The organism is Rhodococcus sp. Eu-32 (assembly GCF_003336925.1).
GTDB lineage: Bacteria > Actinomycetota > Actinomycetes > Mycobacteriales > Mycobacteriaceae > Rhodococcoides > Rhodococcoides kyotonensis_B.
The window spans coordinates 1-20,719 of record NZ_QGNK01000010.1 but is presented as its reverse complement, the minus strand read 5'-3'; the positions used below and the strand labels follow the sequence as shown (position 1 = coordinate 20,719).

Below are 20,719 nucleotides of genomic sequence, written 5' to 3'. Positions count from 1 at the left end.
CACCTCGTCGAAAGAAAAGCCTTACTCCGGGGCCGGAACCCTCTTCAGGATCGCCCGCATGCCCAAGGCGCTCACGACGGGGAACGCGGCGGCCACGAGCCACGGTGACCCCGACGCCCACCCGGTGGCCGGAACCGCATCGACGACGGCACCGACGACAACCGACCCGACGAGCACGCCGATGCCACCCAGCGACGCCATGAATCCGTAGTACGAGCCCAAACGCCTCTCGGAAGCGAGGCGAGGAACGAGATCGCGCGCCTGCGGCAGTGTGACCATCTGTCCGAGCGCGAGCACGAGGACGAACACGGCGGCCGGGAGCAGACCCACCAGACCGTCGAGCTGCAGCGGCGTCGCGAGCGCGACGACCACGAACGACAGTGCCATCATCATGAATCCGATCGGCAGAACCACGCGCGGTGATCTGCGGCCGACCGTCCGGGTGACGAACATCTGGGACGACACCACGAACATCGCGGACAGGGCGAAGAACCACCCCAGCACCGACTGCGAACCCCACGCACGTTCGACTTCGAGAGGGAGCAACAGGTACAGCTGGTTGTAGGCAATCAACTGGGTGCTCATCGCGAGCGCGAACAGCACGAACACTTTGTTGTGCACCACTTCGTTCCACCCCGCGAGCCAGGAGTCCCCCCGATGCTCGCCCGGCCCTCGGGGCAGCCACTTCAGATGCGCCACAAGCACTCCGACGAAAATCAACGCCGCCACCACGCACGCGAGCCGGAAATCGACGAGCAACAAGAGCGATCCCACCAAGGGACCGGTGAACGATCCGATCTGATTGCACACCGACAGCAACGCGAATGTCTGCACTCGGCTGGGTCCGCCGTCGCGTTCACTCTTGCCCGCCTCGGTCGCTATCGCAGATTCGACCGCGGGCGAGAACAGAGCTGCCGCGAATCCGACGGCGACCGTCGAGGCGAGCACGCCGGCCAGAGAGTCCGACACGGACAAGCCGAGAAATCCCGCCACACGCACGACACAGCCGACGAGGACGACGGGCTTGACGCCCCATCGATCGGACAGAGTCCCCCCGACGAAGAAGAGCCCCTGCTGCGAGAACGTCCGCACTCCGAGCACGACGCCGACCACGGCTGCGCCGAGACCGAGATCACCGGTCAAGTGCACCGATAGGTACGGCAGCACCATGAAGAACCCGACGTTGAACGTCAACTGGGTCAGGACGAGCAAACGAATCGCAGGGCTGGCCCGCCTCATTTCGACGATGAACGACCAGCCCCATTTTCGTGCTCGAGTGTCAGGGCCCGCGGCCACGCACATCTCCCTCGTCGACCGATGTTGCCGCCAGGGACGTTACCGGTGCGGATCGATGTGACTTCACCGCGCGGGATAGGTTAGCCTATCCGCGTTCGTCGCCACGTACGTTCTGCGCGAGTGAATGGCGCAGCAACGCAGCGTCCACTCACGCATCGGTCTCGTCGAAAGAGTTTTCCTACAGTGAGTGCACTCTCCAGACGCGTCGGCGTCCTGTCGACCGTCGCCCTGCTCGCCGGCCTGCTCACCGCATGTGGCGAATCGGAGGCCGTCTCTCAGACCGACGCCGTGGCCGGGAACGGCGACACTTCGTATCCGCTCGTCATCGACAACTGCGGGCAGTCGGTCACGGTGGACGCGCCCCCGCAGCGGGTGGTGTCGCTCGATCAGAACTCCACCGAGATTCTGCTCTCGCTCGGACTACAGGACCGCATGGTCGGCACCGCGTCGTGGACCGATCCCGTACGGGAGAACCTCACGGCTGCGAACGCCGACGTCCCGAGACTGGCGGACAACGCCCCCACGTACGAAGTGGTGCTCGACGCCGAACCCGATTTCGTCACTGCGTCGTTCGGACGTCATTTCAAGGAAGGCGGCGTCGCCGATCGCAGTCGTTTCGCAGAGACCGGGGCGCAGACCTACCTGTCGCCGACCGACTGCGACAACGGCGTGAGCATCAACGGCGGTAACAAGAGAACGCGACCCTTGACAATCGACTCTCTCTACCAGGAGATCTCCGAACTCGCCGAGATCTTCGACGTTCAGGACCGAGGCACCGCACTCGTGACCGAACTGCAGAGTCGCATGATTTCGGCGACGCAAGACATCTCCGATTCGGGCGAGACCATGGCGTTCTGGTTCGCCGACACGAAGAGCCCCTACGTCGCCGGTGGCCGCGGCTCGGCGAACCTCATCGCCACCACCGTCGGCGCCACCAACGTCTTCTCCGACATCGAAGACGACTGGCCCGCGGTCGGCTGGGAAACCGTGGTGGACCGCGACCCATCCGTGCTCGTCCTCGGTGACCTGCTACGTGCGCGATTCCCCGGCGATGTACTTGCAGACAAGATCGCGTTTCTCGAATCCGATCCGGTGACCAGAACGATGCGTGCGGTCCAGGACAAGCGCTACATCTCGTTGCACGGCGCCGAGATGAACCCGTCGATCAGAATGGTCGACGGTGTGGAGAAGGTCGTTGCGGGCCTTCGCGAGATGGGTTCGCCGTCCTGAGCACGCAGACCGCGGTCGACGCGCGTGGTGCGCGCCGACAGGTCGGTCTCCCGGTCGTCATCGGAAGCGGGCTGGCGCTACTGCTGCTGTCTGTTGCCGTGGCGATGACACTCGGGCCGGCGAACGTGTCGTTGGTCAACGTCCGCGACATCGTGACCAATCATCTCGGACTGACCGACATTCCAGTCAAGGTGTCCAAGAACGCCATCGTCTGGGAGGAACGTCTACCTCGAAGCCTGGTTGCCGCGGCGTGCGGCAGCGGTCTCGGTATCTGCGGCGTCATCATGCAGTCCCTCTTGCGCAATCCGTTGGCCGATCCGTTCGTACTCGGCATCAGTTCCGGCGCGTCCACCGGAGCGGTGATCGTCGGAGTTCTCGGAGTCGGCGGGGCAGCACTGGGGTTGTCCGGCGGTGCGTTCATCGGCGCCCTGGTGGCGTTCGGTCTCGTTCTCTTGCTGGCGAACCTGTCCGGAGGAAACCACGACCGCGTCATTCTCGCGGGTGTGGCCAGCACGCAACTGTTCTCGGCCCTGACATCGTTGGTCATCTTTGCCTTCGCCGACTCCGACGAGACTCGGGGCGTCATGTTCTGGTTGCTCGGATCGCTCGAGGGCGTCCGGTGGAACGACGTCGTCCTGTGCGCGGCAGTCGTCGCGGTCGGCGTCGGCATCTGCTTCTACTACGCGTTCGTGCTCGACGCGTTCAGCTTCGGCAACGAGGTCGCGTCGTCGCTCGGAATCGACGTCCGCACAGCACGAACGGCGCTCCTCGTCGTCACGGCACTGATCACCGCGACGCTTGTCAGCGTTGCAGGCGCCATCGGGTTCGTCGGCCTCGTATTGCCGCATGCTGCACGGTTTCTCGTCGGACCTCGTCACCAGCGACTGATTCCGGTGACCGCGGTCATGGGTGCCGTGTTCATGGTGTGGGTCGACGCCGTCTCACGCGTCGCGTTCGCCCCGACGCCTCTGCCTGTCGGAGTCGGCACCGCACTCGTGGGTGTTCCCGCGTTCATCGCCATCCTCGCCCGACGGAAAAGGTCGACGTGACACTCGCAGCTATCGACGTACGCTGGCAGCGCGGCGCAGCGCTCGTCGTCGACGGCGTCTCTCTCACGCCCGAGCCCGGCGACACCGTCGGCCTGCTCGGCCCGAACGGATCCGGCAAGTCATCGCTTCTGCAGCTGATGAACGGTGCGGTGAAACCGACCTCGGGTGTGGTCACGCTCGACGGCGCGGACATGAACGCGGTGCGTCGTCGCGACATCGCGAAAGTGGTTGCGGTCGTGAGTCAACACGCCGACACCGACTTCGATCTCACCGTCGCCGACGTCGTCCGACTCGGCCGAATCCCCCACCGCGGTGCATTCGGCGGAAACGCCACGGCAGACCAGCGTGCCGTCGACGCCGCTCTGGCGCACACCGGCCTCACCGACAAAGCACACCGGCTGTGGCATCAACTGTCCGGTGGTGAACGGCAACGTGCACAGATCGCTCGAGCACTCGCGCAGGAACCGCGGGAATTGTTGCTCGACGAGCCGACCAATCACCTCGACATCCAACACCAGCTCGAATTGCTGTCACTGGTGTCCCGGTTGCCCATCACGAGCGTCGTCGCACTGCACGACCTCAACCTGGCGGCGATGTTCTGCACCAAGGTCATCGTTCTGTCACAAGGCCGGGTCGTCGCAACCGGAATTCCGTCCGAGGTGCTGACCGAAGAACTGATCGAAGAGGTCTACAACGTGCGCGCCCGGGTTCAGGTCGACGACGACCGACGGGTTTTCATCCGGTTCGGAATCTGAGATGCGCGACCGACCGACGGTCGGACGTAAAGTCGAACGATGACTGTGCGAGCGGGTGTCGTTGTCACGGGAACGGAAGTTCTCTCCGGCCGGGTCACCGACAGAAACGGCCCGTGGGTGGCCACGCAGCTACTGGAGATGGGCGTCGACGTCGCGCACATCACCATCTGCGGGGATCGGCCCGGTGACCTGACCGCCCAGCTCCGATTTCTCGCCGATCAGCAGGTCGACCTGATCGTCACCACCGGGGGCCTCGGTCCGACCGCCGACGATCTGACCGTGGCGACGGTTGCCGCCCTGTACGGCCGGGAACTGCACGTCGACGTCGAACTCGAGGAACGCATCCACGCAATCGTGCAGCGATGGCGAAGCCGACTGAGCTCGTCGACCGACTCCGAACCGCTACGGGCGGGGATCCGCAAGCAGGCTCTGGTTCCACACGGTGCCGAGTCCATCTCGCCGACGGGAACGGCACCCGGCGTAGCGATGCCCGCCGACGAATCTCGTTCACTACCTGCCGTTCTCGTATTGCCGGGCCCGCCTCGCGAACTGCAGGCGATGTGGCCGGATGCCGTCGAGAGCGCACCGGTCGCCGAGGTACTGGCACGCCGAGCGCGGATCCGGCAAGACACCATCCGCGCCTATGGGCTGTCGGAGGCCGACCTTGCCGCGACGCTGCGGACGGCAGAGAGCCGGATGACGGGATTCGACGATCTGGAGATCACCACCTGCCTACGGCTCGGGGAGCTCGAAATCGTCACCCGCTACGAGGAGTCCGCGGCGGACACGTATTCGACTCTGGCAGGCCTCATCGACGACGCCCATGGCGCACAGATCTTTTCGACCGACGGGTCCACCATCGACGACATAGTCGCGCGTCACCTGGCTGGGCGCCGGATCGCCACGGCAGAATCGTGCACGGGCGGGATGATCGCCGCCCGGCTCACCGATCGCGCAGGCTCGTCGGCGTACGTCGCAGGCGGCGTGGTGTCCTACGCCAACGAGGTCAAGACGAGCCTCCTCGACGTCCCCGCCGGCATTCTCGACGAGCACGGTGCCGTGAGCGAGCAGGTGGCGGCAATGATGGCGGAAGGCGCGCTGAAGACGATGGACGTCGACGTCGCAATCTCCACGAGCGGGATCGCAGGGCCAGGGGGCGGCACCGAGGCCAAACCCGTCGGCACCGTGTGCATCGCACTCGCGTTCGCCGACCGGCCCACCATCGCCCGGACGCTGCGTCTCCCCGGCGACCGAGCCAGTGTGCGTTCGCTTTCCACCACCGCGGCGATGCACATGCTTGCCGACGCGTTGTCTCCTGATCATCGAGTGGAGGCCGGTCTCCGGTCGTCGGAGCACACCTGATCGACCACGTCACCGTTGCGTTCACGCTACGCTGTGGCGCGTGAGTTTCTCGGTCCGGCCGGCAACGTCGTTCACCGACCTGAGTACCGTACTCGGGCCCAAGAACCCGTCGTCTTCGGTGTGCTGGTGCCTCAGTCACCGACTCGACGCCAAGACGAACAAGGCACTCGTCGGTGTGCAGCGCGGCGCCTACGTCGAGACGTTGACTCACCGAGACGTTGCACCGGGAGTGCTCGCCTATGCCGGTGACGAGGTCGTCGGCTGGGCTGCGGTGGCGCCGCGGTCCGAACTGCCGTTCGCTCGGTCACGGAAGATACCGCACGTCGACGCGTCGGCGGTCTGGACGGTGTGGTGTATCCGGGTCCGCCCGGGATACCGCAAACGGGGCGTTTCGCACGTCCTTCTCGACGGCGCCGTCGAATTCGCTGCACACCACGGTGCGCCGGCGCTGGAGGGATATCCGGTCGACAACAGGGGTGAGAAGGTCGATCCGACGATGGCCTACGTCGGAACCCGCAGCTTGTTCGAAGCATCGGGCTTCGTGTTCGCGGCCGAGACGTCCGCGGTCTCCGGTGGATTCACCCGGGTGGTCATGCGCAGACAACTACACGGGCAGCCCGCGTCGCGACGGTAGATGATGCGACGCGGGCTACGCCGTGAACTACATCGCCTCGATCTTCGGCAGGATGTCGTTCTTCAGGCGCTTCATGTCGTCCATCGTCTTCGGCGTGGGGACATCGGCGAAGGGCGGCCATACGAGAAGCTTCGTCAGGCCCGCTTCGCGGTACCGCTTGAGCTTGTCGGTCACCTGACGTTCGGATCCGACGAGCAGGTTGGTCGCCTTACCAGCCGGGGTGTCGTCCATGTCGACGTCGGTGATCACGGTCCAGATCATGGTCGCGATGTCGAGGTCGTCGACCGTTCGTGCCGTGTCGAGTTTGTCGAGTTCCGTTGCAATTCCGGCGCGCCAGGTTGCGATCTCTTCGGGAGAGTCCTGAATGCCGATCCAGCCGTCGAGACCGTACCTGGCGACTCGCTTGGCTGCGCGTTCGGCGTCCTTGAGACCGCTGAAATACATTGGCGGACGCGGAGTCTGCAGCGGCTTCGCTCCGAATCCGCTGGGGCCGAAATCGGCGAATTCGCCGTGGTACTCGAACACATCGTTGGCCCAGATGCCCTGCAAGATCTCGATCGTCTCTCGCAGGTGTTGATGGCGGCGCGGGAAAATATGGCTCGCGCTAGCGGCCGCGAATTCCTCTGGCATCCAACCGGATCCGACTGCGACGTTGAGTCGACCGTTGCTCAGGTGATCGATCGTCGCCAGTTCGGCGGCCAAGACGCCCGGCGCGCGGTACGGGGTGTCGATGATACTCATCCCGATTCGAATGGTGCTGGTCTTGGCCGCCAGCCACGGCAGCAACGGGAAGCCCTGTAGGAACTCGCCCCGCGAGGACACGGGCAGTTGCTTGGGCAGCTCGTGCATCATCCCGAACGCGTATTCCATCTCGGCGCGGTCGGAGGCCTCCGGGACGATGATTCGGTCCAGGGTCCAGACCGACTCGTACTCGAGTTCCTCCGCCAGACTGGTGAGGTCCTCGAGTTCGGCGACGGTGATCTTCTCGCGGAAGTTGGGCAAGTACAAAGCAAGCTCGAACATGTGTGTTCCTCCTCGTGAGGTCTGTTTGGATCGATGGGTGCGGCTCAGTCGGCGACCAGGGTCGACCTGATTTCGGTCTTGAGAATTTTCCCGACGGTCGAGCGCGGGAGGTCAGGCCACACCTCGATCTGCTTGGGCGCCTTGACCGATCCGACGCGATCCTTGACGAAGGCGATGAGTTCACTCGGTGCCGGAGACGCACCGTCGTGGAGCAGGACCACAGCAGTGACGCGCTCGCCCCACTTGTCGTCGGGGAGGCCGATCACTGCGCAGTCACGGACGGCATCGTGGGCCATGAGCGCCTGCTCCACCTCTGCGGAATACACGTTGAAGCCGCCGGTGATGATCATGTCCTTGGCGCGGTCGACGATGAAGAGCAGACCGTCGTCGTCGAGGTAGCCGATGTCGCCGGTGTGGTGCCATCCGTGCGCCGACGCAGCAGCGGTCGCTTCGGGATTGCGGAAGTATCCGGCCATCACCAGCGGTCCGCGGACGCAGACTTCGCCCCTGGCCCCCGTCGGGACCGGGTTTCCGGCTTCGTCCAGAATCGCCACCATCACCAACGGCGACGGGTAGCCGGCGCTCGTCAGGCGTGCGTCGTCGATGCTCCCGTCGGGGCGACGGTGTTGGGCGGGCGACAGCGTCGAAATCATCATCGGCGCCTCGGACTGGCCGAACAACTGTGCCATCGGGCCGATCCGTTCGAGCGCTTCGGCGAGCCGTGCGCTCGAAATGGGCGCCGCCCCGTACCAGAAGCATTGCAACGACGACAGATCCGTCGCGTCGAGCCTCTCGTGCGCCAGTGTCATGTAGATCAACGTGGGCGGCAGAAAGGTGTGTGTGATCCGGTGGCGCGCGACCAGCGCAAGGAACTCGCCTACGTCGGGATGGTCCATCACGACTATCTCCCCACCCAGCGCCATGATGGGAAAGCACAACACCCCGGCCGCATGAGTGAGCGGTGCCAGCGCGAGGTACCGGGGACGGCCGACGAACGGATACTGCATCAGCACGATCGATGTCATCGTCTGCAGATTGCCGTCGGTGAGCATGACGCCCTTGGGCTTGCCGGTAGTACCGCCGGTGCCCACGAGTGCGACGACATCGTCGGCGGACGTCGCGTTCGGCGCATCGTCATCGGCTGCCGCGGCGAGCCAGTCGTCGAAACCCTCAGCGACACTGTCGGATTCACCGAACCGCACCAAGGTGGTGAGCTTGGATAGCCGGGGCGCGATCTCGGCAACCAGTTCGTCGAACGCCGGCTGGAACAGTAGCGTCGTGCAGTCGAACAAGTCGAGCAAGTCGGCGTTTTCCTGTGCAGCGTTCCGCGGGTTGATGGGGCACCAGACCGCCCCCGCACGGGCGATGCCGAACACACACGCGAACGACGTCGGGTGGTTGGCCGAAAGAATCCCCACTTTGTCCCCGGGCATCACGCCGGCCCGTCTCAACGACCGAGCCACCGAATGCGACAGAGCGACGACGTCTCCGTACGTCAAGGACTCGCCGTTCAGCGTGAGACACGGCGCGTCCGGGCCGAGGGACGCACCCTTGTCGAGGTAGAAAGCAAGCGTCACAAGGGAACTCCCGCCGTCGAACAGCCGGACACGCGATTCACATCCCCATCCCGCCGTCGACGGGAAGTCCGGCACCGGTAATGAACTTGGCGGCGTCGGAAGACAGGAACACCACGGCGTCGGCCATGTCGTCGATCTGGCCGAGACGACCCAGCGGAGTAAGCTCCGCGACCGCGCCTGCGGCGGCCTCCGGCGACTCGAACAGTCCCAACGCTGCCGTCTCGACAGCGAGCTTGTTGCCCATGGCCGTCGGCGTGAGTCCAGGATAGATCGAGTTGACGCGCACGCCGTAGCCGAGCTTGCCGGATTCAGCCGCGGCCACCCGGGTCAGACGATCGATACCCGCCTTGGACGCCGAGTAGATCGCGATACCGGGGAACGCGATCGTCGCCGCGACCGAGGCGATGTTGACCACCGAACCACCGGCGCCGGCTGCCCCACCCGGGCGCATGGCTCGGAAGGCGTGCTTGATGCCGAGCGCCGTCCCCAGGATGTTCACGGTCAGCAGCGACGACGCTGCTTCTGCGTCCAAGTCGACGAGGAGGTCGGTCACCTCGACACCGGCGTTGTTGACGACGATGTCGAGTCCGCCGAGCGCGGCCACGGCCGCCGACGTCGCTGTTTCCCACCCCGCATCGTCACGGACGTCGAGGTGGAAGTACTCGGCTTTGGCGCCCGTGGATCGAAGGTTGTCCACCGTCTCTCGGCCCAGGTCGTCGTTGATGTCCGCGACGGCGACCGCCGCTCCCGCTTGCGCCAACGCTGAAGCCATACCGGCGCCCAGCCCTTGTGCGGCCCCGGTGACGAGGGCCGTTCGGCCGGAAAGGTCGTAACTGGTCATGAATGTGCCTCTTTCTCGACAGACCGCAACGCGACGGTGCAACACCCGGCATAGTTCTGGATAAATGAGATCGTCGTCACACTACGAGGCTTGTTTGACAACTGTCAAGGATTTTGGACAGTTGTCCAAACCGGCCTCCACGACGTACCTGAGATGCACACCAGCCCTGACTAGCGCCGTACACTCGGTCGATGACCAATGCCACGCAACTGGACGCGCAAACGGGCGCACGCGGCCCGGAGAAGTTCGCGGCACGGCGCGTCGAGCTTGCTACAGCCACCCTCATCACACTCGCCGAGCTGGGGTACGCACGCACCAGCCTGCGCGAGATTGCACAGAACTCGTCGTTCTCCCATGGAGTGCTGCACTACTACTTTCGAGACAAACTCGACCTCATCGCCGAGGCTGTGCGGATCTACGAGGGCGTGTGCGTCACGCGATACGACGAGGCAGTCACCTCTGCGACTACGGCCGAGGAACTTCGGCAGATGTTCTCTACGATGTTCGTCACGACGCTGCAGTCCGATTCCTCGTTACACCGGCTCTGGTACGACTTGCGTAACCAGACCCGCTACGAAGCATCGCTGCGCGCAGAGGTGAGCGAGATCGAAGCCAGACGAACCGACATGGTGTGGAACGTCGTGAGCCGCTACTGCGAATTGCGTGGTGAACCAGCTCGGCTGCCCCAGCAGCTGATCTACCTGACATTCGACGGGATCGCCCAACAAGGCCTGGACAATCTGCTCGACGGCACCGACCCCGACATGACGCGTTCGCAGACCCTTCTCGAACAAGCCTTCGACGCAATCTGACCGAATCATCCGGTGTCGGTAGGCGCCATGCCCAAGCCACCGCTACGCTGAGCTATCGACAACGATTGTCAGCAAGCGGCAATCTCGACCGAGGGAGTACGAACCATGGCGTTTCCGATCATCGTCGCGAAAGCAGTATCGACGGTCGTGACGGGTGCGGTCGGCGTCGCCGCATACAACGGTGCGAAGAAGTTGTACGAGAAAGCGCCTGTTCGTAAGGTCGCGGTGTCGGTCACCGAGGTCGGACTCCGCGCAGCACGAAAAGCCGAGGTACAAGCGGAGTCTGCGCGTCTCGCGGTGTCCGACGTCGTCGCCGAAGCTCGGGACCGCCTCGGTGAGGACGTGCCTCCCCCCGTGGTATCCGAGACCGGACACGGACATTCGCACTGACACCGGGCATACAGTGTCGACTTCGGTTGTACCGCAACACGATGTGCTCCCTGAGGGGTTCGAGATCCTGTCCGACGCGGCCGGCCGGATACGGCTACGCGTCGACTGGTTGAAGTCGAGCCCTGGACGCGCGGTGGCCATCGAGGATCACGTCGACAAAGTCCACGGCGTCCGCGCGGTGCACGTGTATCCGCGCACCGCGTCTGTCGTCGTGTGGTACTCGCGCGCTCGCCTCGACCGCGCGGAGTTGTTCGCGGCTGTCGCCTCCGGCCGTGACACGGCCTGGGCACTGGTGCCTGCGCGCAGTCCTCGTTCTGCCGACGTCACCAACGGCGACGTCCTTCGCATGACCATCGGCGGCGCTGCGCTGGTCCTCTTGGGACTGCGCCGGTACGCATTTCGACGCCCGCCGATTCTGGGACCGACCAGCCGAGTCGTCGCGACGGGCGCCACGATCTTCACCGGCTATCCGTTCCTGAAAGGCGCGCTGCGATCTCTGGCAGGCAATCGGGCAGCAGGTACCGACGCACTGGTCAGTGCAGCGACCGTTGCCAGCCTCGTGTTGCGGGAGAACGTCGTCGCTCTGACCGTTCTGTGGCTGCTCAACATCGGTGAATACCTGCAGGAGTTGACGCTCAAGCGAACCCGGCGGGCCATCTCCGATCTGCTCAGCGGCACCCAGGACACCGCATGGATCCGGCTCGCCGACGGCTCCGAGATCTCTGTCGACGTCGACCGTCTCGAAGTCGGTGACGACGTCGTCGTCCACGATCATGTCGGCGTTCCTGTCGACGGGACGGTGGTCGACGGCAACGCGGTGATCGACCAGTCGGCGATCACGGGTGAAACGCTGCCCGTGTCGATCACCGACGGCGACCGCATCCACGCCGGTTCTGTCGTGATTCGTGGCCGTATCGTCGTCAGGGCGTCGGCCGTGGGGCGTGACACCACGATCGGACGCATCATCGCGCGGGTCGAGGAGGCACAGGAGGACCGTGCGCCGATCCAGACCGTCGGCGAGAACTTCTCGAGGCGTTTCGTTCCTGCGTCGTTCATCCTGTCGGCGCTGACGCTTCTGGTGACCCGTGATGTGCGGCGTGCGATGACGATGTTGCTCGTCGCATGCCCCTGCGCGGTGGGCCTGTCGACGCCCACGGCGATCAGCGCGGCGATCGGAAACGGTGCTCGGCGAGGCATTCTCATCAAGGGCGGCTCGCATCTCGAGCTTGCGGGCCGCGTCGATGCCGTGGTGTTCGACAAGACGGGGACGTTGACCGTCGGCCGCCCGGTCGTCACGAACGTCGTGTCCTTTCACGACGCCTGGGAACCGGAGCAAGTTCTCGCATACGCCGCGAGTTCGGAGATCCATTCCCGTCATCCGTTGGCGGAGGCCGTCATTCGCTCGACGGAGGAACGCCATATCGCAATTCCTCCGCACGAGGAATGTGAGGTCCTCGTCGGCTTGGGAATGCGCACGGTCGCCGATGGGCGGACACTGCTTCTCGGCAGCCCGTCGCTCCTGCGCGGCGAGTACGTCGACGTATCGGAGAAGGCAGCCGATTGGGTGTCACGGTTGCAGCGCGAGGCCGAGACTCCCCTGCTCCTCGCGGTCGACGGGACTCTGGTCGGTCTGATCAGTCTGCGAGATGAGGTGCGCGCCAACGCATTGCGCGTCCTGAACGAGCTACGCGCCGACGGGGTGGAACGCATCGTCATGCTTACCGGTGATCACCCGGAAACGGCGGCTGCAGTGGCTGCCGAACTCGGCATCGACGAGTGGCGGGCCGAGGTCATGCCGGACGGGAAATTGGAAGCCGTCCGCGAGCTGCAGGAAGCGGGCTATGTCGTCGCCATGGTGGGTGATGGCACGAACGACGCGCCTGCGCTGGCCGTCGCCGACATCGGTATCGCAATGGGATTGGCGGGGACCGATGTCGCCGTCGAGACCGCGGACGTCGCGCTCGCCAGCGACGACCTGGACCGACTGCTCGACGTCCGCGACCTCGGCAGGCATTCGGTGTCGGTCATCCGACAGAACTACGGAATGTCCATTGCCGTGAACGCCGTCGGATTGATCGTCAGCGCCGGAGGCGCCCTCTCCCCCGTGCTGGCGGCAATTCTGCACAACGCTTCCTCGGTTGCGGTGGTGGGCAACAGTTCCCGGCTCATTCGTTACCGACTGTGAGCGTTACTCGACCATCGGTTCGTGCACCTGTGAGGACCACGTGTCGGAGCGGTGTTTGCAGGCAGGTACCGCGGGTACGCGCACGTCGTGACTACTGTGAACCGGATCACCGAGCCGTGGGGTGAGCGCACCCCCTTCTCCCGCGGCGAGCGGTGGCCGGTACGCGTGGACACACATCTTGCCGACGGAGTGTCCGACGCGGACGTCGACGCCTGGGTTCAGTCGGCGTCGCTGCTGCACAGCAACGGCGATGCCATGGACATCGCGGTCAAGGACGGCTCCATCGTGGGGGTTCGTGGTCGGGCCGACGACCGGGTCAACCACGGCCGTCTCGGACCCAAAGACCTTTACGGGTGGCAGGCCAACGCGTCACGCGATCGTCTCACGACACCGCTGATTCGCGTCGACGGTGAACTGGTGGAAACCGACTGGGACACCGCGATGAAACGGATCGTCGACCGCAGTCGCGCCCTGTTGGACGAGCAAGGGCCGAGTGCGCTCGGTTTCTACACGAGCGGGCAACTGTTCCTCGAGGAGTACTACACCCTGGGAGTGATCGCACACGGGGCGATCGGCACGAACCACGTCGACGGCAACACCCGCCTGTGCACGGCCACCGCGGCGGAGGCCCTAAAGGAATCGTTCGGCTGCGACGGGCAACCAGGAAGCTACACCGACGTCGATCACGCCGATGTCATCGCGCTGTTCGGTCACAATGTCGCCGAAACGCAGACGGTGTTGTGGTCGCGCATCCTCGACCGACTCGCGGGAGAGGATCCACCTCGCATTCTGTGTGTGGATCCTCGTCCCACCCCCGTCGCCCGGGCAGCGACCATCCATCTCGCTCCGTTGCCCGGCACGAACGTGGCGTTGATGAACGGGCTCTTGCATCACGTGATCGCCTCCGGGTGGATCGACAAGGACTACATCGACGCGCACACGGTCGGCTTCGACGAATTGTCCTCGCGCCTCGCCGATTACACCCCCGAACGGGTCGCCGATATCTGCGGCGTATCCGCGGACGACATCCGCCGTGCTGCCGAACTGGTCGGTACCGCGGACCGTCTGCTCTCGACGGTTCTGCAGGGTTTCTACCAATCTCATCAGGCCACCGCCGCCGCGGTACAGGTGAACAACCTGCACCTGCTGCGCGGCATGCTCGGCAAACCCGGGTGCGGGCTATTGCAGATGAACGGGCAACCCACCGCCGAGAACACTCGCGAATGCGGTGCGGACGGAGACCTCGCGGGCTTTCGAAACTGGTCCAACGACACGCACGTGCAACAGTTGTCGCAGTTGTGGAACCTCGAGATGCACAGCATCCCGCACTACTCCCCTCCCACCCACGCCATGCAGATTTTCCGCTACGTCGAACAAGGTTCGATACGCATGCTGTGGGTCAGTGCCACCAACCCGGCGGTCTCGCTACCGGAGCTGTCCCGGATTCGATCCATTCTGTCTCAACAGCGCTTGTTCCTGGTGGTTCAGGACATATTCCTCACCGAGACAGCCGAACTCGCCGATGTGGTTCTCCCGGCCGCGACCTGGGGCGAGAAGCTCGGCACTTTCACCAATGCCGACCGAACCGTCCACCTGTCGGACAAAGCCGTCGAACCGCCCGGACACGCGCGCGCCGATCTGGACATCTTTCTGGACTACGCACGTCGAATGGACTTCCGAGACAAGGACGACAATCCGTTGCCTCCTTGGCAGGACGCGGAATCCGCGTTCGAAGCGTGGAAGAAAGCCAGTGCGGGACGCCCGTGCGACTACACCGGGCTCACATACGCACAGTTGCGCGGCGGCAGCGGAATTCAGTGGCCCTGCACTGCGGATCGGCCGAACGGCACCGAGAGGCTGTACGAGAACGGTCAGTTCTTCGCCTCCCCTGACTACTGTGAGAGCTACGGCAAGGACCTCGTCACCGGCACACCCGTCGAACCGACCGAGTATCGCGCGATGAACCCGGACGGAAGAGCGATTTTCAAAGCCGCGGAGTATCTTCCGCCGCACGAACGACCGAGTGCCGAGTATCCGTTCGCGTTGATCACCGGACGCACCCTGTACCACTTCCACACTCGAACCAAAACGGCGCGCGCTCCGGAGCTGCAAGCCGCCGCACCACAGGTGTGGGTGGAAATGTCCGCGGGGGACGCGCACGAGCATCAGATCTCCGAGGGCGATCTGGCGAGGGTGCGCTCCCCTCGTGGGCACATCGACGCTCGTGTCCGAATCACCGATATTCGGCCCGGAGTTCTGTTCGTGCCGTTCCACTACGGCTACTGGGACTCGCACGACGGCGGAAGACACGAGAGAGCCGCGAACGAAATGACCATCACCGACTGGGATCCTGCGTCGAAACAACCGATCTTCAAGACCTCCGCAGCGGACATCGACCGCGTAGCGGGGTCCTCCGACGACACGACGGCGACTCGGCCGCCGTTCGAGAAGTCGAGAAACGAGGCCAGGTCATGAAGATTGCGTTGGCGCTGCGAGAACTCCATCGCTCCGAGGCCAAACTGACACGGATTCTGTCGACCATCGCCGCCCGCCACCGCGTCGAACCGGAAGTCCATCACGTCGCCCTCGACATCCGCGGGTGGTCGATCGACCATCTCGCAGCCCTGGCCGAACATGGACGGCACTACGAACTCGACCTCGACGTCGAACCTCGCACTGCGGCAATCGGTACCGCTGTGCAAGAACAGATCAGCACCCTGCTCGGCCGACGACCCGAACCGGCCCTGGTGCTGCTGATGGATCTCAGGCATCTGCACCGTGCTGCCGCCGGGGTGTCCCTCGATTGGGAGCTGCTCGCGCAAGGAGCGCAAGCGGTCGGCGATACCGACCTGATCGACCTGTGCCAGCGCTCTCACCCCGACACTCTGCGGCAGATGCGATGGGCGAACGGCATGCTGAAGACACTGTCACCACAGGTGCTCGCGGGCTGATTCAACTGAAGTCGTTGCGAGACGCGTCATTTCGATATCGCGTGCAGCTATGTGTCGAACAACTGTCACAACTCGCACTGATGATCGTCGTTGTTGCCGGTCGCCAGGACCGAGCCGTCGGCGCGCAACCCGAGGGTGTGTTCGGCGCCGGCAGCGATGGCTACGACGTCGCGCCATGTGTCGACGTCGCACTGGCCCCGAGTGTTCACACCCGCCGCACGAACTAAACCGCCCGACACGATACCGACCGTGTGATGACTACCTGCGGCGACAGCGGTGATGTTCTGCCATGTGCGGCAGTGATCGGCCCCAGCATTCCGATTGCCGCAGTAAAGGACTCGGCCGTCACCGGTGGTTGCAACAGTGTGCAGATATCCTGCCGATACCGTGTTCACGTCTCGCCAGTTCTCGACGGCGCATTGCCCTCGGTGGTTGTTACCTGCGGCTGAAACAGTGCCATCGGCATGAACGCCGACGGTGTGCCAATCACCGGCGGTGACGTCGACTATTTCCCGCCAATCCTCGACGTCACACGCTCCCTCGGCTCGCCTTCCGACCGCACGGACGGTCCCGTCGGTGAAGAGGGCGACCGTCCGTCGCCAACCAGCGGCAATCTCGACCACGTTCGTCCAGTGGCTCACGTCGCACTGGCCGTCGCCGTTCCAGCCGACCGCGACGACGGTGCCGTCTGCGCGCAGTCCGACCGTGTGTGATCGACCGGTGTTGGGGGCTGCATGAACGTTTCCGGCTGCAACCATCGTCAGTTCGGACCAGGCGGCGACCTGGGTCTCGGGCGAGTCTGGGCTTCCCGCGGCCACAGCTGCACCGTCAGCCGATACTCCGACGGAATGCCGTCGTCCAGCAGCGAGGCTCTGCATCGCGGTCATCGTTTCGGTCGTCCTCGTTCTCTGTCCCCAGGCTGCGAGCGTAGCCATCACTCGGACTCGAACATCCGGGCAGATATCGATCCCTGATGGACAACTCATTCTGGCACGGGACGTCACGAGTCCACTGGAGTGTCGTGCGTCACAAGTTGGAGCCCGGGCGCGCGCTTTGCGTGAGTGTCTACGACCAATTCCCTACGAACGGCTGCCGGTAATTCGGCGCCGCCCCGTCCGCGGTGTCGAACTTCGATTCCGCGGGACCGTAATCACGAGTGGAGGAAAAGGATGCCCGACTTCATCGACAAGGCGCAGCACAAGGCCGAGGAGATCGCCGGTGAGGCGAAGGAACACATCGGTTCTGCAACAGGTGACGACGAGATGCGCGGACGCGGGGCTGCGGAGAAGGCGAAAGCCAACGCCCATCAAGCAGCCGATACCGTGTCCGATGCTGCCTCCGGCGTAGCTGACTCGGCGACCAAGGCGGCATCGTCGATCGCGGACAGCGCAGCAGCCACCGCTTCCGACGCGGCCGACACCGCTGCGGATTTGGTGGACCGGGCATCCGCGAAGGCTCGCGAAGTCGACGTCGATGCCGTCGTCGACACGGCCACCTCGCCCCGGACACTGGCTGTGGTCGCAGCGGTTGTCGGCGCCGTGCTTGCAGCGGTTCTGATCAGCCGTAACCGTCGTCGACGCTCACCGCACTTGGTGCGCGAATCCAAGCGCGCTGCCCGGGCAATCGCGCGGAGCACGGGCTCGAAGCCGATTTTCGGCCGCTGATGGTCTCACGCATCGATGCATTCCAACGGAGGCATCCCGCGGCAGGATTTCCGCTCGCGGTCGTCTACAAGTTTCTCGACGACCGCGGCGGTTACCTGTCTGCGCTGATCGCGTACTACGCGTTCCTGTCGCTGTTTCCTCTTCTGCTGCTGTTCACGACGTTGCTGGGCATCGTGTTGTCGGGCAATCCCGAACTGCAGGAGCGCATTCTCGATTCGGCGATGAGTCAGATCCCGGTGATCGGCGATCAGCTGGGTCAGCCGGATCGGCTCAGCGGAGGTGTCACAGCAATCGTCATCGGCGTGGTCGGTTCCCTGTACGGCGGACTCGGTGTCTCCCTGGCAGCGCAACACGCACTCAATACGGCGTGGTCCGTCCCACGGAACATTCAACCGGATCCGCTACGGGCGCGGCTCAGGGGCTTGTTGCTGCTGACCACGGTCGGCTCCGCGATCGTCGGACTGACGGTCCTCAACGCAGTGGCGTCGTCGGGTATGTTCGGTGTCGCCGGCGGTACGCTCGCCCTCGTCGGAGCAATCGCGCTGAACAGCGCAGTGTTCGCCGCGGCCTTTCGTATCGGCACTGCTCGAACGCTCTCGGTGCGAGACGTTCTTCCAGGAGCGATCGCGGCAGCGGTGATCTGGCAGGCACTCCAGTCCTTCGGCGGAATCTACATCCGTTACGTAGTCGGGAATGTCAGCACCAGCAACGGTGTCTTCGCAATCGTCCTGGGTCTGTTGGGTTTTCTGTACGTCGCGTCGGTACTCATCGTCGTATGCATCGAGATCAACGCGGTGCGGGTGGACAACCTGCACCCCCGGGCTCTGCTGACGCCCTTCACGGACAACGTCGACCTCACCGAGGGAGACAAGAACTCCTACACCGGACAGGCAGAAGCCCAGCGCAACAAGGGATTTCAAGAAATCACCGTCACGTACGACGACAGCGATGCGCGGTGACGTCGTAGAAGAAGGCCGATCGCTCGGCTGGACGACCTCGTATCAGCGTGGTCTGCCCTGAGCGCCGGGTCCGCGAAAGTCGCTTCCGAGTGATGTTCGGACGCCGATATCACGAACGAAATCGTCGTTCCACGGGCATACTGACGCCACCGCCCTCGAAATGCTCGGCACGGTCGGGGTCGGTCCGAGTGCCGCGACGGGAGTGACCTGTGCACAACGCGAACAAGCTGGGCGTGCTGCTACCCAGAGATATTGCGATCGAGGACTTTCTGACATTCGCGCACACGTCGGAACGTCTGGGTTTCGACGAGCTGTGGCTCGCCGAGGATTGCTTCTTTCGCGGCGGGATCGCGCAGGCGACAGCCGTACTGGCCTCGACCAGTCGGATCACTGTCGGTATCGGCATCCTTCCTGCCGCCTTGCGGAACCCGGTCGCGACGGCGCTCGAAGTGTCCTTCCTGACGGAGTTGTACGGCGACAGACTGATCCTGGGCATCGGCCACGGAATGCCTACCTGGATGAAGCAAGCAGGAGTGTGGCCCGAAAGCCCCCTAACATTGCTGTCCGAGAACATCACCGCAGTTCGACAACTGCTCTCAGGCAAGACCATCGAATCAGCCGGCCGTTACGTGCACCTCGATGACATCGCGCTCGAGTTTCCTCCTCGCTCGGTGCCGCCGATCATGGCAGGCGTTCGCGGACCCAAGTCTCTCGGGGAATCGGGCCGAGTAGCAGACGGCACAATCCTTGCCGAGCCATCGACACCTGCGTACGTCGTCGCCGCTCGGCAATCCATACGCGGCGGCGCCGAGCATCGAATAGTCGCTTACAACGTGGCAGCCGTGAACGAGTCTGCCGACTCGGCGCGTGAGGTGGTTCGGCCAGCGTTACGCGTAGTGGCCGAGCCCGAATGGCGTGCCCACATCCAACCCCTTGACTTCTCGGAAGAACTCTACGACTTGCGGTCTCGTTGCGACACAGCCGACGAATTCGCAGAGCGCATGCCCGCGGAATGGGTCGACCGTCTCGCATTGGCGGGAACGCCCGAAACCGTGGCGCAGCGCATTCGTGAGTTGCATGAAGCAGGGGTCGACACCGCGGTGCTGGTGCCCCCGTCGGGACACGACTATCTCGACAGTTTGCGCAACTTCGAAACAATGCTGACGCTGTTCGAGTGAAGGTCGGAGTGACCGTGATCGATACCGCGACCAGTGCCGTCGAGACCACCGAGCAAGTGAGAGCCAACCCAGTCCTGACCACCGACTCGAGCGGAACCGCCTACCTCACCAATGCCAAAGGCAGCTCTGTGAGCGTGAATCACCCCAGGTTCTGTGCCGCCTCCAGTTGGGGCTCATCCTCGGTTCCGAAGCCAGCGTAGTAGAGAGTTTCGTACTCGATCGGGGGCATATGCCCGATGCTCGAGTGGAGACGTCGAGCGTTGTACCAATCGACCCATCCGGCGGTCGCGAATTCGATGTCCGAAATCGTCCGATACGGCCCGGAGTGGAAGATCGTGGTGCGGATGCACTCGGTCTTGTACAACCCGTTCGCTGATTCGATGAGGGCGTTGTCGTACGCGTCCCCGACCGACCCGATCGATGCAGCGATCTGCTCGAGCGCCAATTTCTCGGTCAGCGTCACCGATGTGTACTGACTGCCTGCGTCCGAATGATGTATCAGCTCAGCAGCTTTCACCGGATTGCCGTCGCGGTTGCGTTGCCACAGTGCCATCCTCAGCGGGATCGTCACCAGATCCACGGTTTTGGACATCGATGCATGCCAGGCCACGATCTTGCGGGAGAACACGTCGATGATGAACACCACGTACACCCATCCGGCCCATGTTCTGACGTATGTGAAGTCAGTAACCCATACCCGGTTGGGTTCGTCCGCCCGGAACTGCCGGTTCAGTAGATCTCCCGCCCGGACACCGTCCGCGGAACGAATGGTGGTTCTGATGCCCTTCGCTCGCCGAACACCATTGAGCGACA

19 protein-coding genes are annotated in these 20,719 nt (G+C 64.1%); 13 read left to right on the top strand and 6 right to left on the bottom strand.

Going from position 1 to position 20,719, the window contains the following annotated elements:
• Positions 1 to 21: 21 nt before the first annotated feature.
• Positions 22 to 1,302 (bottom strand): MFS transporter, encoded by a 1,281-nt coding sequence (locus DK926_RS13765; RefSeq protein ID WP_114330889.1) that lies wholly within the window; start codon positions 1,300 to 1,302, stop codon positions 22 to 24.
• 177 nt (positions 1,303 to 1,479) lie between these two features.
• Between DK926_RS13765 and DK926_RS13760 the strand changes: the two genes are divergently transcribed.
• The 5 genes from DK926_RS13760 to DK926_RS13740 all read left to right on the top strand — a co-directional run bounded on the left by DK926_RS13760 (position 1,480) and on the right by DK926_RS13740 (position 6,326).
• A complete protein-coding gene (locus DK926_RS13760) occupies positions 1,480 to 2,526 on the top strand; it encodes an ABC transporter substrate-binding protein (protein ID WP_114330888.1) in 1,047 nt (348 codons plus the stop codon).
• An 83-nt stretch (positions 2,527 to 2,609) separates the two neighbouring features.
• Positions 2,610 to 3,575, top strand: a complete 966-nt coding sequence (locus tag DK926_RS13755) for an iron chelate uptake ABC transporter family permease subunit (protein ID WP_114330887.1) — start codon at positions 2,610 to 2,612, stop codon at positions 3,573 to 3,575.
• Positions 3,572 to 4,330 carry an ABC transporter ATP-binding protein gene (locus DK926_RS13750; RefSeq protein WP_114330886.1) on the top strand — a complete coding sequence of 253 codons (759 nt, stop codon included), beginning with the start codon at positions 3,572 to 3,574 and terminating at the stop codon, positions 4,328 to 4,330. The genes DK926_RS13755 and DK926_RS13750 overlap by 4 nt, the downstream gene beginning before the upstream one ends.
• A gap of 39 nt (positions 4,331 to 4,369) precedes the next feature.
• The gene (locus DK926_RS13745; RefSeq protein ID WP_114330885.1) at positions 4,370 to 5,692 is read left to right on the top strand and encodes a competence/damage-inducible protein A; all 1,323 of its coding nucleotides are present in this window, start codon (positions 4,370 to 4,372) and stop codon (positions 5,690 to 5,692) included.
• 40 nt (positions 5,693 to 5,732) lie between these two features.
• A complete protein-coding gene (locus tag DK926_RS13740) occupies positions 5,733 to 6,326 on the top strand; it encodes a GNAT family N-acetyltransferase (RefSeq protein ID WP_114330884.1) in 594 nt (197 codons plus the stop codon).
• 27 nt (positions 6,327 to 6,353) lie between these two features.
• Here the strand turns inward: DK926_RS13740 and DK926_RS13735 are convergent, their stop codons facing one another.
• From DK926_RS13735 to DK926_RS13725, 3 genes are read right to left on the bottom strand one after another with little or no spacing between them, the layout of a single operon-like run.
• Complete coding sequence (locus tag DK926_RS13735; RefSeq protein ID WP_068431397.1) at positions 6,354 to 7,349, bottom strand: LLM class flavin-dependent oxidoreductase; 996 nt, start codon at positions 7,347 to 7,349, stop codon at positions 6,354 to 6,356.
• Positions 7,350 to 7,393: 44 nt separating this feature from the next.
• Positions 7,394 to 8,926, bottom strand: a complete 1,533-nt coding sequence (locus tag DK926_RS13730) for a long-chain fatty acid--CoA ligase (protein ID WP_114330883.1) — start codon at positions 8,924 to 8,926, stop codon at positions 7,394 to 7,396.
• A 37-nt stretch (positions 8,927 to 8,963) separates the two neighbouring features.
• Complete coding sequence (locus tag DK926_RS13725) at positions 8,964 to 9,767, bottom strand: SDR family oxidoreductase (protein WP_114330882.1); 804 nt, start codon at positions 9,765 to 9,767, stop codon at positions 8,964 to 8,966.
• Between the two features lie 191 nt (positions 9,768 to 9,958).
• On the opposite strand from DK926_RS13725, the gene DK926_RS13720 reads away from it, so the two are divergent.
• The 5 genes from DK926_RS13720 (at position 9,959) to DK926_RS13700 (ending at position 16,105) form a co-directional block, all read left to right on the top strand.
• On the top strand, positions 9,959 to 10,579 hold the full coding sequence (locus tag DK926_RS13720; RefSeq protein ID WP_114330881.1) for a TetR/AcrR family transcriptional regulator: 621 nt from the start codon (positions 9,959 to 9,961) through the stop codon (positions 10,577 to 10,579).
• A 105-nt stretch (positions 10,580 to 10,684) separates the two neighbouring features.
• The gene (locus DK926_RS13715) at positions 10,685 to 10,969 is read left to right on the top strand and encodes a DUF1490 family protein (protein WP_068431406.1); all 285 of its coding nucleotides are present in this window, start codon (positions 10,685 to 10,687) and stop codon (positions 10,967 to 10,969) included.
• A 13-nt stretch (positions 10,970 to 10,982) separates the two neighbouring features.
• A complete protein-coding gene (locus tag DK926_RS13710; protein WP_279387086.1) occupies positions 10,983 to 13,154 on the top strand; it encodes a cation-translocating P-type ATPase in 2,172 nt (723 codons plus the stop codon).
• An 87-nt stretch (positions 13,155 to 13,241) separates the two neighbouring features.
• Entirely contained in the window at positions 13,242 to 15,629 is a 2,388-nt protein-coding gene (locus DK926_RS13705; RefSeq protein ID WP_114331002.1) for a nitrate reductase, read from the top strand.
• Positions 15,626 to 16,105: a hypothetical protein gene (locus DK926_RS13700; RefSeq protein WP_114330880.1), complete on the top strand. Its 480-nt coding sequence runs from the start codon at positions 15,626 to 15,628 to the stop codon at positions 16,103 to 16,105. The genes DK926_RS13705 and DK926_RS13700 overlap by 4 nt, the downstream gene beginning before the upstream one ends.
• A 65-nt stretch (positions 16,106 to 16,170) precedes the next feature.
• Here the strand turns inward: DK926_RS13700 and DK926_RS13695 are convergent, their stop codons facing one another.
• A complete protein-coding gene (locus tag DK926_RS13695; protein WP_114331001.1) occupies positions 16,171 to 16,992 on the bottom strand; it encodes a chromosome condensation regulator in 822 nt (273 codons plus the stop codon).
• Between the two features lie 282 nt (positions 16,993 to 17,274).
• On the opposite strand from DK926_RS13695, the gene DK926_RS13690 reads away from it, so the two are divergent.
• The 3 genes from DK926_RS13690 to DK926_RS13680 all read left to right on the top strand — a co-directional run bounded on the left by DK926_RS13690 (position 17,275) and on the right by DK926_RS13680 (position 19,906).
• The gene (locus DK926_RS13690; RefSeq protein ID WP_114330879.1) at positions 17,275 to 17,769 is read left to right on the top strand and encodes a CsbD family protein; all 495 of its coding nucleotides are present in this window, start codon (positions 17,275 to 17,277) and stop codon (positions 17,767 to 17,769) included.
• Positions 17,769 to 18,728 carry a YhjD/YihY/BrkB family envelope integrity protein gene (locus tag DK926_RS13685; RefSeq protein WP_114330878.1) on the top strand — a complete coding sequence of 320 codons (960 nt, stop codon included), beginning with the start codon at positions 17,769 to 17,771 and terminating at the stop codon, positions 18,726 to 18,728. Before DK926_RS13690 ends, DK926_RS13685 begins: the two co-directional genes overlap by 1 nt.
• A gap of 209 nt (positions 18,729 to 18,937) precedes the next feature.
• Positions 18,938 to 19,906, top strand: a complete 969-nt coding sequence (locus DK926_RS13680; RefSeq protein WP_114330877.1) for an LLM class flavin-dependent oxidoreductase — start codon at positions 18,938 to 18,940, stop codon at positions 19,904 to 19,906.
• Between the two features lie 139 nt (positions 19,907 to 20,045).
• Here the strand turns inward: DK926_RS13680 and DK926_RS13675 are convergent.
• A partial coding sequence (locus tag DK926_RS13675) for an IS3 family transposase (protein ID WP_114330876.1) occupies positions 20,046 to 20,719 on the bottom strand: 674 nt, incomplete at its 5' end.